This is a genomic window from Streptomyces sp. CC0208, assembly GCF_003443735.1.
Taxonomy (GTDB): Bacteria; Actinomycetota; Actinomycetes; order Streptomycetales; family Streptomycetaceae; genus Streptomyces; species Streptomyces sviceus.
The window spans coordinates 34,612-47,450 of the sequence record NZ_CP031969.1 but is presented as its reverse complement, the minus strand read 5'-3'; the positions used below and the strand labels follow the sequence as shown (position 1 = coordinate 47,450).

The 12,839-nt window shown below is 67.8% G+C and carries 17 protein-coding genes and 2 pseudogenes; 12 read left to right on the top strand and 7 right to left on the bottom strand.

Translation table 11 applies throughout. The annotated features are described in order from the left end of the window. The first annotated feature begins 1 nt into the window (after position 1). Positions 2 to 694: an alpha/beta hydrolase gene (locus D1369_RS00275; RefSeq protein ID WP_106433560.1), complete on the top strand. Its 693-nt coding sequence runs from the start codon at positions 2 to 4 to the stop codon at positions 692 to 694. 312 nt (positions 695 to 1,006) lie between these two features. Here the strand turns inward: D1369_RS00275 and D1369_RS42725 are convergent, their stop codons facing one another. Beyond that, positions 1,007 to 1,252, bottom strand: coding sequence for a transposase family protein (locus D1369_RS42725; protein ID WP_037902644.1), 246 nt, complete (start codon positions 1,250 to 1,252; stop codon positions 1,007 to 1,009). A 143-nt stretch (positions 1,253 to 1,395) separates the two neighbouring features. Further along, a complete protein-coding gene (locus D1369_RS00265) occupies positions 1,396 to 1,980 on the bottom strand; it encodes a TetR/AcrR family transcriptional regulator (RefSeq protein WP_007387155.1) in 585 nt (194 codons plus the stop codon). 85 nt (positions 1,981 to 2,065) lie between these two features. On the opposite strand from D1369_RS00265, the gene D1369_RS00260 reads away from it, so the two are divergent. Beyond that, the gene (locus D1369_RS00260) at positions 2,066 to 2,965 is read left to right on the top strand and encodes an alpha/beta hydrolase (protein WP_007387156.1); all 900 of its coding nucleotides are present in this window, start codon (positions 2,066 to 2,068) and stop codon (positions 2,963 to 2,965) included. A 347-nt stretch (positions 2,966 to 3,312) separates the two neighbouring features. On the opposite strand, the gene D1369_RS00255 is transcribed toward D1369_RS00260, so the two are convergent. After that, entirely contained in the window at positions 3,313 to 3,459 is a 147-nt protein-coding gene (locus D1369_RS00255; RefSeq protein WP_162950989.1) for a DUF6221 family protein, read from the bottom strand. 6 nt (positions 3,460 to 3,465) lie between these two features. Here D1369_RS00255 and D1369_RS00250 point away from each other — a divergent pair, with 6 nt between their 5' ends. Then, a complete protein-coding gene (locus D1369_RS00250; RefSeq protein WP_240436026.1) occupies positions 3,466 to 3,885 on the top strand; it encodes a transposase family protein in 420 nt (139 codons plus the stop codon). Positions 3,886 to 4,038: 153 nt separating this feature from the next. Here D1369_RS00250 and D1369_RS00245 read toward each other — a convergent pair whose 3' ends face one another. Continuing rightward, entirely contained in the window at positions 4,039 to 4,758 is a 720-nt protein-coding gene (locus D1369_RS00245) for an SDR family NAD(P)-dependent oxidoreductase (RefSeq protein WP_050789830.1), read from the bottom strand. Between the two features lie 88 nt (positions 4,759 to 4,846). On the opposite strand from D1369_RS00245, the gene D1369_RS00240 reads away from it, so the two are divergent. After that, the gene (locus D1369_RS00240; protein ID WP_007387159.1) at positions 4,847 to 5,455 is read left to right on the top strand and encodes a TetR/AcrR family transcriptional regulator; all 609 of its coding nucleotides are present in this window, start codon (positions 4,847 to 4,849) and stop codon (positions 5,453 to 5,455) included. A gap of 403 nt (positions 5,456 to 5,858) precedes the next feature. Here D1369_RS00240 and D1369_RS43590 read toward each other — a convergent pair. Further along, positions 5,859 to 5,990: pseudogene (locus D1369_RS43590) on the bottom strand (NADPH-dependent FMN reductase); the annotation flags it as partial. 175 nt (positions 5,991 to 6,165) lie between these two features. Here D1369_RS43590 and D1369_RS00230 point away from each other — a divergent pair. Beyond that, positions 6,166 to 7,404: a low temperature requirement protein A gene (locus tag D1369_RS00230; RefSeq protein ID WP_037902645.1), complete on the top strand. Its 1,239-nt coding sequence runs from the start codon at positions 6,166 to 6,168 to the stop codon at positions 7,402 to 7,404. 304 nt (positions 7,405 to 7,708) lie between these two features. Then, positions 7,709 to 7,924 carry a hypothetical protein gene (locus D1369_RS42720; protein WP_037902646.1) on the top strand — a complete coding sequence of 72 codons (216 nt, stop codon included), beginning with the start codon at positions 7,709 to 7,711 and terminating at the stop codon, positions 7,922 to 7,924. 219 nt (positions 7,925 to 8,143) lie between these two features. Here D1369_RS42720 and D1369_RS00220 read toward each other — a convergent pair whose 3' ends face one another. After that, a complete protein-coding gene (locus D1369_RS00220; protein WP_007387162.1) occupies positions 8,144 to 8,524 on the bottom strand; it encodes a glycine cleavage system H protein in 381 nt (126 codons plus the stop codon). A gap of 376 nt (positions 8,525 to 8,900) precedes the next feature. Here D1369_RS00220 and D1369_RS00215 point away from each other — a divergent pair. Continuing rightward, positions 8,901 to 9,065 (top strand): annotated as a pseudogene (locus tag D1369_RS00215) (ISL3 family transposase); the annotation flags it as partial. Positions 9,066 to 9,092: 27 nt separating this feature from the next. On the opposite strand, the gene D1369_RS00210 reads toward D1369_RS00215, so the two are convergent. Further along, on the bottom strand, positions 9,093 to 9,662 hold the full coding sequence (locus D1369_RS00210) for a suppressor of fused domain protein (protein WP_007387164.1): 570 nt from the start codon (positions 9,660 to 9,662) through the stop codon (positions 9,093 to 9,095). Between the two features lie 323 nt (positions 9,663 to 9,985). Here D1369_RS00210 and D1369_RS00205 point away from each other — a divergent pair, with 323 nt between their 5' ends. The 5 genes from D1369_RS00205 to D1369_RS00195 all read left to right on the top strand — a co-directional run bounded on the left by D1369_RS00205 (position 9,986) and on the right by D1369_RS00195 (position 12,691). After that, positions 9,986 to 10,525: a winged helix-turn-helix domain-containing protein gene (locus tag D1369_RS00205; RefSeq protein ID WP_007387165.1), complete on the top strand. Its 540-nt coding sequence runs from the start codon at positions 9,986 to 9,988 to the stop codon at positions 10,523 to 10,525. Then, positions 10,522 to 11,817, top strand: coding sequence for an MFS transporter (locus D1369_RS00200; protein ID WP_007387166.1), 1,296 nt, complete (start codon positions 10,522 to 10,524; stop codon positions 11,815 to 11,817). Before D1369_RS00205 ends, D1369_RS00200 begins: the two co-directional genes overlap by 4 nt. Before the next feature lie 230 nt (positions 11,818 to 12,047). After that, a complete protein-coding gene (locus D1369_RS42715; protein WP_158680197.1) occupies positions 12,048 to 12,224 on the top strand; it encodes a hypothetical protein in 177 nt (58 codons plus the stop codon). Between the two features lie 18 nt (positions 12,225 to 12,242). Continuing rightward, positions 12,243 to 12,422, top strand: a complete 180-nt coding sequence (locus D1369_RS43585; protein WP_237558099.1) for a hypothetical protein — start codon at positions 12,243 to 12,245, stop codon at positions 12,420 to 12,422. Continuing rightward, entirely contained in the window at positions 12,419 to 12,691 is a 273-nt protein-coding gene (locus tag D1369_RS00195; RefSeq protein ID WP_342364934.1) for an AAA family ATPase, read from the top strand. Before D1369_RS43585 ends, D1369_RS00195 begins: the two co-directional genes overlap by 4 nt. The last annotated feature ends 148 nt before the right edge of the window (positions 12,692 to 12,839 follow it).

Genomic DNA, 12,839 nt, shown 5'->3' with positions numbered 1-12,839 from the left:
GATGAACCCGACCGTCGTACTCGTCCACGGCGCGATGCACACACCGTGGATCTTCGACCCGCTGCGTGAGCGGCTCACCGCCCGCGGCATCGCCTCCCGTGCCGTGCAACTGCCCAGCAGCAACCCCGACAGCGCCGCCGCCCAGGGACTTGCCGAGGACGTCGCCCAGGTCCGCGCCGAGATCAAGGCCGTCGACGGCCCCGTCGTGCTCGCCGCGCACTCCTACGGCGGGGTCCCCGCCACCTGGGCCGCCGCCGAAGAGGACCGGGTCACCGAACTCGTCTACATCGCCGCCTTCGCGCTGGAGCCCGGCACCTCAATGATGGAGTGGATGGGCGGGGACTTCCCACCCACCTGGATCCACTCCCCAGACCGTCTCGCCGTCAAAGCCGGAGACGCGGAGCAGTCCATCTTCAGCGGGGTCGACCCCGCCCTGACCGCCGAGGCCGTCAAACGCCTCAACTGGCAGGGCCTGCACGCCTTCACCGAGAAACTCGGCGCCGCACCCACCGACGTCCCCCTGACCTATGTCGTGGCCACCCAGGACCCGGCGCTGCCGCCCGCCGTCCAGGAGCAGTGGGCCCTCAACGCCGCCCACAGCCTGCACATCCCCTCCGGCCACTCCCCCCACCTCTCCCACACCGACGAAATCGCCGCGCTGCTCGCGGAAGCGGTCGCACGCGCAGAGAGGTGAATTCCGGTCTGACCGAAGGCACACGAAAGACAGCTCATCGCCGGTGGCAGTGCCGGGCCCGATCACGGCGATGAGATGGGGCGAACTTCGCCGATTTTCCGGACTCTGGCAACGAGCCGCAGCCCGGCCTGGACCAGGTGATCGGCCAGGGCGACCGGCCGTCGGCACACTGGCCGCGAGTCCGGGGCAAGGAGGAGGACCGTAGCACTCCCGCACTTGGTACTTGGTCTGGTCAAGAGCCTGGCGCAGTTGTGAGGAGCCCGCCTTCGTGCGTTCCTGCTCCTTAGCATCCTCGCCGAGGTCGTCGAGCATTCAGCCGAACTCGCGGACCCATTCGTCTTTCAAGTTGGCGCGGAGTCCTCCCAGTGTGGAGGCGTTCGGTGTGCTGGAGGCGAGCCCGAGCTGTTCGCGCAGGCTGGAGTTGGTATCGGCGGCGAAGCGGGCGATGGTGGCCAGGGACCTGGCTCCGCCGAGCACGGCGACCAGGCACAGCGCGAGCAGGGAGCCCAGGTGGTAGCGACGGCCGCGGACCCGGCGGGGATCGGGTATCCGGCTCAACGTCCCCGCCAGGGAGGTCCTGCTGTGGTTCCGGATCCGGGCAGGCGGAGTTGAGGCCCTGGCAGTGGCGCTGCAGCACACCGACAGGGGCGATGGCACGCGAACGCGACCCCTGTCCTGATCAAAGGCTTCGAGAACCTTGATCATCGGTGCAGCGCCCGCGCGAGCGCGTCGACAGTCACACTGACGATCGCCCGGAGTTGCTCCGGGCTCGCCCCGGCCCTCCCCATCACCGCGAGAGACTGGTTCACGGCCGCTACGTGTGCGGCGAAGTCCTCGGCGTTCTCGTCGGACATTCCGCCAGCCTTCAGCGCGGTGCGCAGGCGCGGGCGCTGCAGGCCGAACAACTCTTTGGCATGCTCTGCGACGCTTGGGCTCAGCGCCGGACTCGCCATGACCGACTGGGCCATCAGGCATCCGTCGGGCACGGCGGGGTCGGCGATGCGCCTCAGGGTGACATCGAAGAACGCACGGACGGCGGCGACGGGGTCCTCGGCCGCGCACGAGAGGGCGACCTCGAACTTGTCGCCGTAGCGCGTGGCGTAGCGATCCAGGCAGCGAAGGAAGAGCGTGTCCTTGTCGCCGAGCGAGGAGTAGATCGAGCTGCGGTTCAGGCCGGTCGCCCGGGACAGGTCGTCGAGCGAGGTGTCGGCGTAGCCGGAGCGCCAGAACTGGATCATCGCGGCGTCGAGCACCGTGTCCATGTCGAACTGCTTCTTGCCTGCCATGCCGCCGATCCTCCCATCTTGAACTGATCAGTTCAAGACGTGCTAGCGTCGAATCACGGTCCACCCGCCTCGATGGAGGATTCCCATGACCAACCCCGTCCCCGCCCTGCCCCTGCATGACCTGGCCGGATTCACGCACCGCTGGGTCGACGCCGACGGCGTCCGCCTGCACGCCGTCGAAGGCGGTCGGCCGGACGGGCCGGCCGTCGTCCTGCTCACCGGGTTCCCGCAGACGTGGTGGGCCTGGCGAAAGGTCATGCCTGCTCTCGCCGATCGGTTCCGGGTCATAGCGATCGACCGGCCGGGCCAAGGCAATTCCGAGCATCCGGAGCTCAGCTACGACACGCACACGGTCGCCGCGCACATCCAGGCCGCTGTGAACGCTCTCGGTGTGCGGGACTACTGGCTCGCCGGGCACGACATCGGCGCCTGGGTCGCCTTCTCCCTCGCCCTGAACTACGAGAGCCGACTACACGGGGTCGCGCTGCTCGACGCCGGAATTCCCGGTATCACCATGCCGGAAGCGATCCCCCTCGACCCGACTCTGGCGTTCAAGACCTGGCACTTCGCGTTCCACGTGGTGCCCGATCTTCCCGAGACGCTGATAGCAGGCCGCGAGCGGGAGTACATCAGCTGGTTCCTGAAGACCAAGTCCCTCGCGCCCGACGCGTTCGAGGAAGCAGAGCTCGACCACTACGGCGCGGCCCTCGCCGTCGATGGCGGCCTGCGCGCCGGCCTCGCCTACTACCGCGATGCCGCCGAGTCCGCCCGCAAGAACCACGCGGCGCTCGAGCAACGGCGACTGACCGCGCCCGTCCTCGGAATCTCCAGCAGCCACGGCTCGATCCCGGATATGGCGGCCTCCATCAGCCCGTGGGCCGAGAACGTGACCGGCACCATCGTGCCCGACGCCGGTCACTACATCCCCGAGGAGCAGCCCGAGGCCGTCGCCACCGCCCTCACCGACTTCTTCAGCGGCCGTTAGTGCTCCAGCAGGAGGGCGATCCCCATTGCCGTCGGGGGCCCGTCAGTTACGGGCCCACCCCGCGCGCCTACGGGCGTGCCGTGAACCGCCCGTCACCTTGCTTGTGCAGCCAGCCCCGGGCGGCGAGCTTGGTCATCTTCGCCCGCAAAGGTTCCAGCTTGCCGTGTACCTAGGCGTCCAGCCCCAACCGCTCGCCGACCGCTGACCTGCACCGGGCCGCCCGCCTCCCGCAGTGAGACGGTGCGCGTCGCGGAGCGCCGATGGAAGCGGGTCCAGGGCTGGCGGAAAGCCCCTGGCTTCCACCGGCCCCCGCCAAGAGGGGTGCTAGGGACTGTCTCCTTGAAAGGCTACGGGCGCCATTCCTGCTGGTAGGCGGGGTGTTCTGCGTATGACTGGCCAAGGACTCGCAGCGCGTATGCCAGGCCGGCAGAGCGGGAGTCGGAGGGGTCCATGGCTTTGTAGTCGTTCGCCAGTTGCTCGATCAGGTCGAGCATGGGGAGGTGGCTGTCGAGAAGGGCATCGCCGCCCAGGGTGCCAGCCACGCAGGCGTAGGCGTGACATCACCCAGGCCCAGCAGCTGGGCCTGGTCCAGCTCTTGGCCGACGGAGTTCATGGAAATCCTCGCGGATGCCGGCTATCAGGGTATGGGAGCACAGAGCGGCGAGCGGGTGGTGACGCCACCACATCGCAAGTTCAAGAAAGACGCTCCCGCCTGGTACGAGGAACGGCACGACCTCGCGCGCAAAGCGCACTCCTCACGCCGGATCCGCGTCGAGCACGGCATCGCGCACCTCAAGAACTGGCGGGCTCTGGCCCGACACCTTGGCCGACGCGAGCACATGAGCGACATCGTCCAAGCCGTCGCCGGACTGCTCTCGCACCAGCAGACCGCCACCCCCGATTACGGCCTTCGAGCCTGAACACCGACAACGCCACACACCTCGACGTGCCACGGCCAACCGTGCACGAGGTCGTTAGGCTGAAACGGCTGCTTGCCTCCGGTTTCGCGGGAGACGGGAGTCCATTCGGCCCACTCGGTGAGGTGTTGCCGGGGGAAGGATTTCCATGGGGGTTCAGAGCTCGGCGACGACGCGTCGTAGTGTGCCCGGCGCGATGCGCAGCATGGCGGGCATGACTTTCGTCTGGCCGGGGAATGCCATGTTCCGCCTGCGTCGAAGGGCTTTCATCGTGACCGCCGTCACCTGTGCGGGAGTCAGTTTCTTTCCCGTGGCTTCGGCGTTCATGGGCGTGTCCGTGGATGGCGGGAGGACCTCGAGGACATGGGTGCCCTGCGGGGCGAGTTGACGGCGCAGGCCATCCGCAAAGCCGTGCAGGCCGGCCTTCACCGCGCCGTGGGTAGGCGCGCGAGTGGGCGAGACCAAAGCGAACCCCGAGGTGATGAATACGATCGCGTCGGGCGATGGCCATCGCTCGAGCACTTCACCCGTCAAGTGGATGGGGGCGGTGAGGTTCAACGCCACCTCGGCATCGAGAGTCGCATTGGGGTTCTCGCCGGCGGCGTAGTCGCGTTCCTCGAACGTACCGGCGTTGTTGACCAACACGTCCAGACGCCCGAAGCGATCAGCGACTGCTTGCAACAGCGCTGCCCGGTCAGCTGCGTCCGTCACATCAGCCCGCACGGCCAGCGCTTGCGGGTGTGCCTGCGCGAATCGGTCCAGCGCTGCCTGCGAACGCCCGCAAACGACGACGGACGCCCCGAGCTCCACGAAGGATTGGGCGAGGCTCAAGCCGATGCCTGAGGTTCCGCCAGTGATGAGCACGATCTGTGACACGATGCCACCCTTCGTTATTGCGTACCGATTGGTACGCAACACGTTAGCACATCCGTACCGATCGGTACCGAAGGGGTAGGATGAAGAAATGACCTCGACGACACCGACCCCTCCTGGCAGGCCCCGCGCGTTCGACATCGACGAGGCGCTCGATCGTGCCGTCCTGGTGTTTTGGTCAAAGGGTTTCGAGGGCGCCAGCCTTGACGACCTCACCGAAGCGATGGGGATCAGCCGCCCCAGCCTGTACCGGGCGTTCGGCAACAAAGAAGACCTCTTCTACAAGGCGCTGGAGCGGTACACCGAGGGCCTGACCGCCTACTTCGCTCAAGCTCTGACAGAGCCCACCAGTCGAGCAGTGGCCACCGCCGTGCTGCACGGGACGGTCGAGGCGGCGACCGTGCCGGGGTTGCCCGCGGGCTGTCTTGGCGTGCTGGGTGCGCTGGCTACCGGGGATGAGAGCCGCCCGGTCCGAGACGCACTCATCGCATGGCGTGAGGAGGGGATAGCCCACTTGACGCGCCGGTTTCAACAGGCGATGGACGCCGGTGACCTTCCGCCTTCCACAGATCCTCATCTGCTTGCGCTCTACCTGAGAACGGTCGCCAATGGGATAGCCGTCCAGGCCGCGAGTGGTAGTTCCCGCCCTGAGTTGCTGCAAGTCGCGAATCTCGCGTTGGGCAGCTGGCCAAAGCTGTAGTCATCTGGTTAGCCCGGGATCTGCGTACGTACTTCGACTTTTTGTGGTTCGCGCGAGGCCGGCGGGACTGGCGCGACGCGTCCATGGATGACCGGGCGGCGTACGGGTGGTGGCGTCGTCGCGACGAGTGTGGACCTCGTCTGTAGGACACGAGCTGGGACCGTGAGGTGTCCACGGTCAACGGGCCTACGGAACCGCCGCGATGGGTGGAGGAGCTGCGGGTGCTGCGGGTGCGTCACCTGGAGCGGTACCTGATGCCGACGCGGCAGGCGTGTGGGGAGAAGTCGGCCCGCCGGAACACCTGTACGCGGAGGCCATCAGCCGGCCGGCCCTCGAAAACGACGCCCTGCGCAGCGGCGCCGCCCGCAGCACGCCCGCGCCGTCCTGAATCCGACACCGGCCAGGCGAGGGCGGTGCGGCCTGTGGCGTAGACGCGGGCGACCTCGACGACGCGCTTGCCGAGTTCGGCGGCGGTGGCGATGTCGGCCTTGTGTACGCCCTCGGCTCCCTGGTCGTTGTCGCTCTGGGCGGCGGCGCTGGTTGGCGAAGCCGGAGGTCGCTTCGGTCTTGGATTTCGGTGGCGCCATCGCAGCCTCATCCCGCAGTGCACGTCCATGCTCCCACCGCAGGCCCTCAAGCGTTGCCAGAACCCCACCAACAAAACCACGCTGGGCAAGAGATTAAGTGCCTCATCTGCTGTGCTTGACTTCATGACGCCAAGTTCCACTCCCGCGCCGGACTCCCCCCGATCGCCCGCGCACCGCAGCCCACTGCGCAGGCTCTCCGCCCGTGACCGCGGTGAGGTACACCGATCCGCCACCCAGCTGGAGCTCTTCTTCGACCTGTGCTTCGTCGTGGCCATCGCCCAGGCGGGCATCCAGTTGGTGCACGCGGTCGCCGAGGGTCATGCGGGCGAGGGCATCCTCAACTACGCGCTGGTGTTCTTCGCCATCTGGTGGGCGTGGATGAATTTCACGTGGTTCGCCTCGGCCTACGACAACGACGACGTGCTCTACCGGGTCGTCACGCTGATCCAGATCGCCGGTGTGCTGGTGCTCGCGGCCTCGGTCTCCCGGGCGTTCGAGGACCACGAGTACCGGGCGGGGGTGGCGGGCTATGTGATCATGCGGCTCGCCTCGGTGTCCCAATGGTTGCGCGTGGCCAGGTCGAGTCAGGGCAGGGAGCGCAGGGTGGCCCTGCGGTACGCCGGCGGGGTGGTGCTGTGCCAAATCGGCTGGCTCAGCCTCGTGGTCCTGCCCGAGGACACCCTGGTCGCGGTGTTCGTGGTGATGGCGGTCCTCGAGATGTGCGTGCCGGCGTACGCGGAGAAGGTCCAGCCCACGTCCTGGCACCCGCGCCACATCGCCGAGCGGTACGGGCTGTTCACGATCATCGTGCTCGGCGAGACCATCGCGGCTGCCACGGTCGCCGTGAAGACGGGCATCGACGAGCAGGACGCGCTGGGCGAACTGCTGCCGATCGCCGCGGGCGGGCTGCTGATCATCTTCGCCGCCTGGTGGATCTACTTCGCGGTGCCGATCCACGGTCATCTGAGATCCAACAAGCAGGCGTTCCTGTGGGGTTACGGCCACTACATCGTCTTCGCCTCGGCGGCCGCTATCGGTGCGGGTCTGGAAGTGGCGGTCGAGCAGTCCGTGGGCAAGGCGCATATCTCGACGCTGTCCGCGTCGGCGGCCGTGACCCTGCCGACGGCGCTGTATCTGCTCACCGTCTGGGCACTGCACTCGCGTTACTTCAGGGTGGGCATCGCCCAGCAGCTGGTACTGCCGACCGCGGCCCTGCTGGTGATCTGCTGCATGTTCCTGGGCGAGTGGGCGGTGCTCTCAGCTGGTCTCGTCTGCGCGCTGACGGTGGCAACCGGCGAGACACTGACGGCGCGCACGACGGCCCGGGAGCGGGAGACGGCGGTGCGAGCGCCGGTCGCCTGACCGGCCCGGTCCGGACGAGGGCTGCGGGTGGGTCACGCGACGCGTACCGGCGACGGATGGCTCACCGGCGCCGCGGTGGTGCTGGAGCCCGAGGGGGGTGCCGGCGCCGCGGTGGACGTGCGCGGCGGCAGGCCCGGCGCCCAGGAGACCGACGCGGTGGGGTCGGCCGTGGAACCCGGGACCGGGGCGCTGTACGGGGAGTTGTCGCAGGGGGGAGCTGACCGGCGCAGGACTTCCTCCGGGCCGGACGTCTGCGGCTGGCCGAGATCGCGGCACTGTCGGTATTCGCCGAATGGATGGTGCCATGGAGGAGGTCCGGGGCCGATCGTTTGCCTCGGTCAATCTGATGCGCTCGGGGATCCAGCTGGTCAGGAAAGACACGGTCCACGGCATGGTGACTGCGGTGAGGGCGGCGAACTCGGGCCAGTCGTTGTCGCGGCGGAATGCGCACGCCACGGCGATGAGCGCGGCCGCGATCCACGTCGAGGACCACAAGGCCATCGGGCGCCAGGGCCAGTAAGCGGCGTACGCCGCGGGTGTCTGGCAGCGGGTCGGCGGATGACGTCACCCTGGGGACTTGGCCGAGTTGCTGGACTCCGTGGGCCAGCTGGCGACTGGATGGAGCTGGAGTACGGCGCGGCACTGCCGACGTCGACCCGCTCGCCGTGCTGGACCGGCCCCAACGGAGAGGACGCTGGAACCTGAGGCGTCGGGCGGCGGGTGCTGTGCGGCAGGGTGGTCAGCCGACCAGTCTCTCGTATTCGGCGGCGGCGAGGAGGTTGAGGGTGGGGGCACCATCCATCGGCTTGATTCTGAACAGCCATCCTTGGTCGTAGGGGGAATGATTCACCCAGTCGGCATACGCTTCGAGGCTTACGTTCGTCCCGATTACCTCACCGCTGAACGGGGAGTAGACCTCGTGGGTAGCCTCGGTCGACTCCACAACGCAGATGGTCTCCCCGACCCGGACGGTCCTGCCCTCCTCGGGCACCTTTACTAACACGACGTCCGAGAGATCCTGCACGATGTAGTCAGTCAGGCCGACTGTCACGAGCCCGCCCTCGTCGCGGACCCATGTGTGGTTCGCGGTGAACATGAGGCTGTCAGGAATATTCGACACGGCACGGCTCCTCTGTGGGACTCTGTGTGATCGACTATGACACTGTGTGATGGCCGCCGCACTTTGCCTCGCGTCACGTGACACCTCTTGGCGACGCAAACCGCTGGTCCGTCTGTCCACCGCGCCGTGGGGACCTTGATGGAAGGCCGCGAAGCGCCCCGGGATCTGTTACCTCCGGAGCGCTTCGCATAATGGCTTGGCTTACTAGCTGGGGATGAGCGGAAAAACGGCCTGCGTGGGGATGAGCGAAAGAACGGCGTACGCGACCGTGTCGACGACCCCCTCAAGCGTTCGCAGGGCCGCCGCGAGCGGCACGCCGAACAACGGGAGAGACGGGAGAGGAGAGATGGACGACCTGCCCAGCCTCCACACCCTTGCCGCCGGCATTGACCGCGATCTCGACGCCGTCACCGCCGGACTCACTCTGCCCTGGAGCTCGGGCGCGGTCGAAGGGCATGTCAACCGGATCAAGATGCTCAAGCGTCAGATGTTTGGCCGAGCCGGCTTCGCGCTCCTTCGCAAGCGAGTCCTGCTCGCCTGATGCTGTCCACCAGCTGCCCTCCCCGGATCAGATCGCGGGGCGCCGGAGCACGTTGGTGGGCTCCCAGTCGCTCTTCCAGAAGGCTTCAAGCCCGTACTCGTTGATGAACTGCCGCTCGACCTCGTGGATGGGGTACATCCCTTGGATGTTGATCACGTCGTGGCCCTCGTGTCCCGGAATGCCGACGTCGATGCCCAGGTAGTCGTGTCTGTCGAGGACCAGTGGCGCGAACACGCAGAATGCCGTCATCTCTGACTCGGGCACGATGCGCTCACCGAAGTTGATCGTGCTGCCGTAACTGAATGGGCAGGTTCCACGCAGCTGCTCGGCGAGGAAGCCCACGGCGTGGGCCCAGATCACGTTGGTCGAGTTCACGCTGAGGCAGAGTTCCGGCGAGCCGTGCTGCCAATCGGGATGCTCCGCCAGCGACAAGCCGTAGGTGAGCGCCGTGAGAAGCCCGTCCGGCAGATTGTCGTAAACGATCTCCGTCACGTCCCGCAGCCCCTGCTTGGTCGACTCGACAGGGAAGAAGCGGGGCTCCCTTCCTCCGGAAAGTCGATCAAGATGGGCGAGGTACTTCTCAACGCGACTGGCCATGTCTCCAACCTGCACGATCGCTCACCGGCGCACGCCACCGGGGCCCGTCACCAGTCACGCTCCGCAACAGCCCCACAGCACAGAAGTTGTGCCAGAACCTCGCTTCGGGAGGCACGACTGCCAGCGGTCGTTCGATTTCTGCCGAGGCATGTTGAGGAACGGACGTGCCGCTGAGATTGATCTCGGTCTGATCTGCCACAGCGCCCGGATCGGCAGCGGGTGTGGGGGCTTCGACAGAAGATCTCGCGCGCCGGACAGCAGATTCTGGAGGGTCGCGTTAAATCCCCTTGCGCAATGGTCAAGGATCGTTGACCATTGCTCGCATGCCTACCGATGATCTTCCCGAGACGTTTCACGTCACTACGGACGAGCAGCTGCGCGCCGTCTCCAATCTCACGCGCCACCGGATCATGGCCGTGCTTCGCTTCGAGCCGGCGACGATTACGCAGCTCGCCGAGCGGGTGGGCCTTGCGAAGGGGAGTTCCAGCTATCACGTGCGGCTGCTGGAGCGGGCCGGCCTGGTGAAGGTGGTGCGGACGCGGAAGGTGCGGGGTGTCACCGAGCGGTACTACGCGATGGCCGCGCGGTCGATCGTGCTGCCGGATCCGGGCGAGGGAGGGCCGGATGTGCTGATGCGGCATGCGGTGGCGGACCTGGAGGCGTCGCCGGTGGATGGCGAGCGGCACGTACGGATGGCGCATCTGCGGCTCACCGAGGAGCAGTTCGCGGAGCTGGGGGCGCAGCTGCAGGCACTGGCGGACGAGTACCGGGAGCTGTCCGATCCGTCACTGCCGGACGCGTCACTCGTCTTCGCACTGTTTCACCCGGCGCGGCGTGAGCAGGCTGAGGGGGGCGCCAAGTGACCTCAGGCGTTCGGAAGTTGCCGACCGGGTTCGGACGGCTGTGGACTGCGCAGACGGTGTCCTCGCTCGGTGACGGGGTGTCGCATGCCGCGCTGCCGCTGCTCGCGTTGACGTTGACGCGGGATCCGATGGCGCTCGCCGTCGTCACGGCCGCCGGGACGCTGCCGTGGCTGCTCTTCGGGGTGCTCGGCGGTGCGCTGGTGGACCGCTGGGACCGCCGGCGCACGATGTGGGTCATGGACGCGGCGCGTGCGGTGCTGCTCGCGATACCGGCGGCAGCGGCAGCGCTCGACGGCTTGAGCATTCCGCTGCTCGCGGCCGTCGCCTTCCTGCTCGGCCTCGGCGGACTCTTCTTCGACACGGCCGCCACGGCCTATCTGCCGGATCTACTCGGCCGCGACCCCGCACTCTTGGAACGAGCCAACTCTCGCTTGCGCGGAGCCCAGACCGCCATGTCCGGCTTCGCGGGGCCGCCTGCGGGCAGTGCGCTGCTCGCGCTCGGGCGGGCGGTTCCGTTGCTCACTGACGCGGTGTCGTTCATGCTCTCCGCACTGCTCGTACGGTCGCTTCCCGCCATGCCGCGGCCCGTGCCGAAGGTCCACGAGTCGCTGCTTCGGCAGGCGCGGGCCGGGGCCTCGTACGTCTTCCGGGACCGGTTGCTGCTCGGGCTCGCGCTCCGCCCGGCGGTCGGGAACGTCGCCTTCCTCGCTGTGGAGACCGTCCTCGCCCTCTTCGCGCACGACCGCCTCGGCATCGACACCTACGGCTTCGGCCTGCTCCTCACGGCGGAGGCCACCGGCGGCCTGCTCGGTGCAGGCATCGCCTCCTACCTCGGCCGACGACTCGGCACCGGCACCGCGCTGACCTGCACAGCCGCCGTCGAAGGGCTTGCCATCCTGGGCCTGGCCGCTGCCCCGAACCCGTACGTGGCCGGGCTGGCGCTCGCCGTCTGCGGGGCCGGCATGGGCGCCACGATGGTGCTCGGGCCCTCCCTCCGCCAGGCGATCGTCCCGGCCCACCTCATGGGCCGGGTCGCCTCCACCTCCCGCATGCTGGCCATGTGCGCCGCCCCCATCGGGGCCTTCCTCGGCGGCTGGCTGGCCACCGCCTACGACATCCGCACCCTGCTCTACGCCGCCGCCGTCCTTCTCCTGTCGATGACGGCCGTCACAGCGTCCATGACCAACAACCGCCGAGTCGAAGCGGCCCTGCGTGCCACCGACCCGGCCGGCGGTCCGGATCACCCGGCATCCAAGGATCCCGCCCAGAAGAGCGCACCTGACGTGGTGTGACGCCTGCCGCGAAGGCATCACAACGATGTCACGAGGCTCAAGCAGTTCGATCCGGAGGCGCACCAGGTGCCTCCCGAAGTGGTGAACATCTGCTGTCACTTCCCGGCCTCTGGTCCACTTGGTGTGGTCGCGTACGCAGCGTGACTGTCGATCTTCTCGTGGGGCGGGCTGAGATAGCCCCCGAAAAACGCCCGGCCGGTGTGCAGCGTGGCTGACAGTGCTGCTGCGCCGTGAACGCAGTACGGCCGCAAATCAAAGAGTTGCTGCCCGAGAACTGCGCCGGCGGGCCGACGTTCGCCGGCGCCCAGATCACCGCCGACGCCGACCTCGTTGTCGACGGCCTGCTGCTCGACTTCAAGAGCGCCCGCCGCCCACTGACGGAGCCCAGCGCACCGCCTGGCAGCTGACCGGCTAGCTGCTCCTCGATGCCGCCGACCAGCGACTCCCACAACCAGGCCGTCGCCCGCATCTCCTGGTGCATCGCCGAACGCTCCATCGGCGTGGTCACCGGCGAGGTCGGCGCGGGCAAGACCGTCTCCGTCCGCACCTGCCTCGACGCCCTCGACCCGTCGAATACAGCGTCGTCTACATCCCCAACCCGATGATCGGGGTCCGCGGCATCCACGAAGTGATCGTGAACACCTTCGGTCAGACCCCCTCCCACCTGGGATCCCGTCTGACCGTCCAGACCGGCAAGGTCCTGCTGGCTGAACGCGAGGAACGCGCACGCACTCCCGTCCTCGTCGTCGACGAGGCCCACCTGATGTCCTACGAACAGCTGGAAGCCATCCGCATGCTCACCAATCAGGGCATGGACCAGGACTCCCCGCTGTCCTGCCTGCTGGTCGGCCAGCCCACCCTCAGACGCACATGAAACTCGCCGTCTTGGCCGCCCTGGCAGCGCACCGCCCTGCGCTACACGCTTCGGGCGGCGTCTTCGAGGGGGAGGCAGTTCGGTCAGCGGGTGCCAGCCCCTCGTGATGGTGCCGGTACACCGTGCTCAGCCCGACCTCGAAGCCTGC

Coding starts and splice junctions, on each gene's coding strand:
- D1369_RS00275 (WP_106433560.1), top strand. CDS start 2: ATGAACCCGACCGTCGTACTCGTCCACGGCGCGATGCACACACCGTGG.
- D1369_RS00265 (WP_007387155.1), bottom strand. CDS start 1,980: ATGGCAGGCAAGAAGCAGTTCGACATGGACACGGTGCTCGACGCCGCG.
- D1369_RS00260 (WP_007387156.1), top strand. CDS start 2,066: ATGACCAACCCCGTCCCCGCCCTGCCCCTGCATGACCTGGCCGGATTC.
- D1369_RS00255 (WP_162950989.1), bottom strand. CDS start 3,459: ATGCTCGACCTGATCGAGCAACTGGCGAACGACTACAAAGCCATGGAC.
- D1369_RS00240 (WP_007387159.1), top strand. CDS start 4,847: ATGACCTCGACGACACCGACCCCTCCTGGCAGGCCCCGCGCGTTCGAC.
- D1369_RS00230 (WP_037902645.1), top strand. CDS start 6,166: ATGACGCCAAGTTCCACTCCCGCGCCGGACTCCCCCCGATCGCCCGCG.
- D1369_RS42720 (WP_037902646.1), top strand. CDS start 7,709: ATGGAGGAGGTCCGGGGCCGATCGTTTGCCTCGGTCAATCTGATGCGC.
- D1369_RS00210 (WP_007387164.1), bottom strand. CDS start 9,662: ATGGCCAGTCGCGTTGAGAAGTACCTCGCCCATCTTGATCGACTTTCC.
- D1369_RS00205 (WP_007387165.1), top strand. CDS start 9,986: ATGCCTACCGATGATCTTCCCGAGACGTTTCACGTCACTACGGACGAG.
- D1369_RS43585 (WP_237558099.1), top strand. CDS start 12,243: ATGCCGCCGACCAGCGACTCCCACAACCAGGCCGTCGCCCGCATCTCC.
- D1369_RS00195 (WP_342364934.1), top strand. CDS start 12,419: ATGATCGGGGTCCGCGGCATCCACGAAGTGATCGTGAACACCTTCGGT.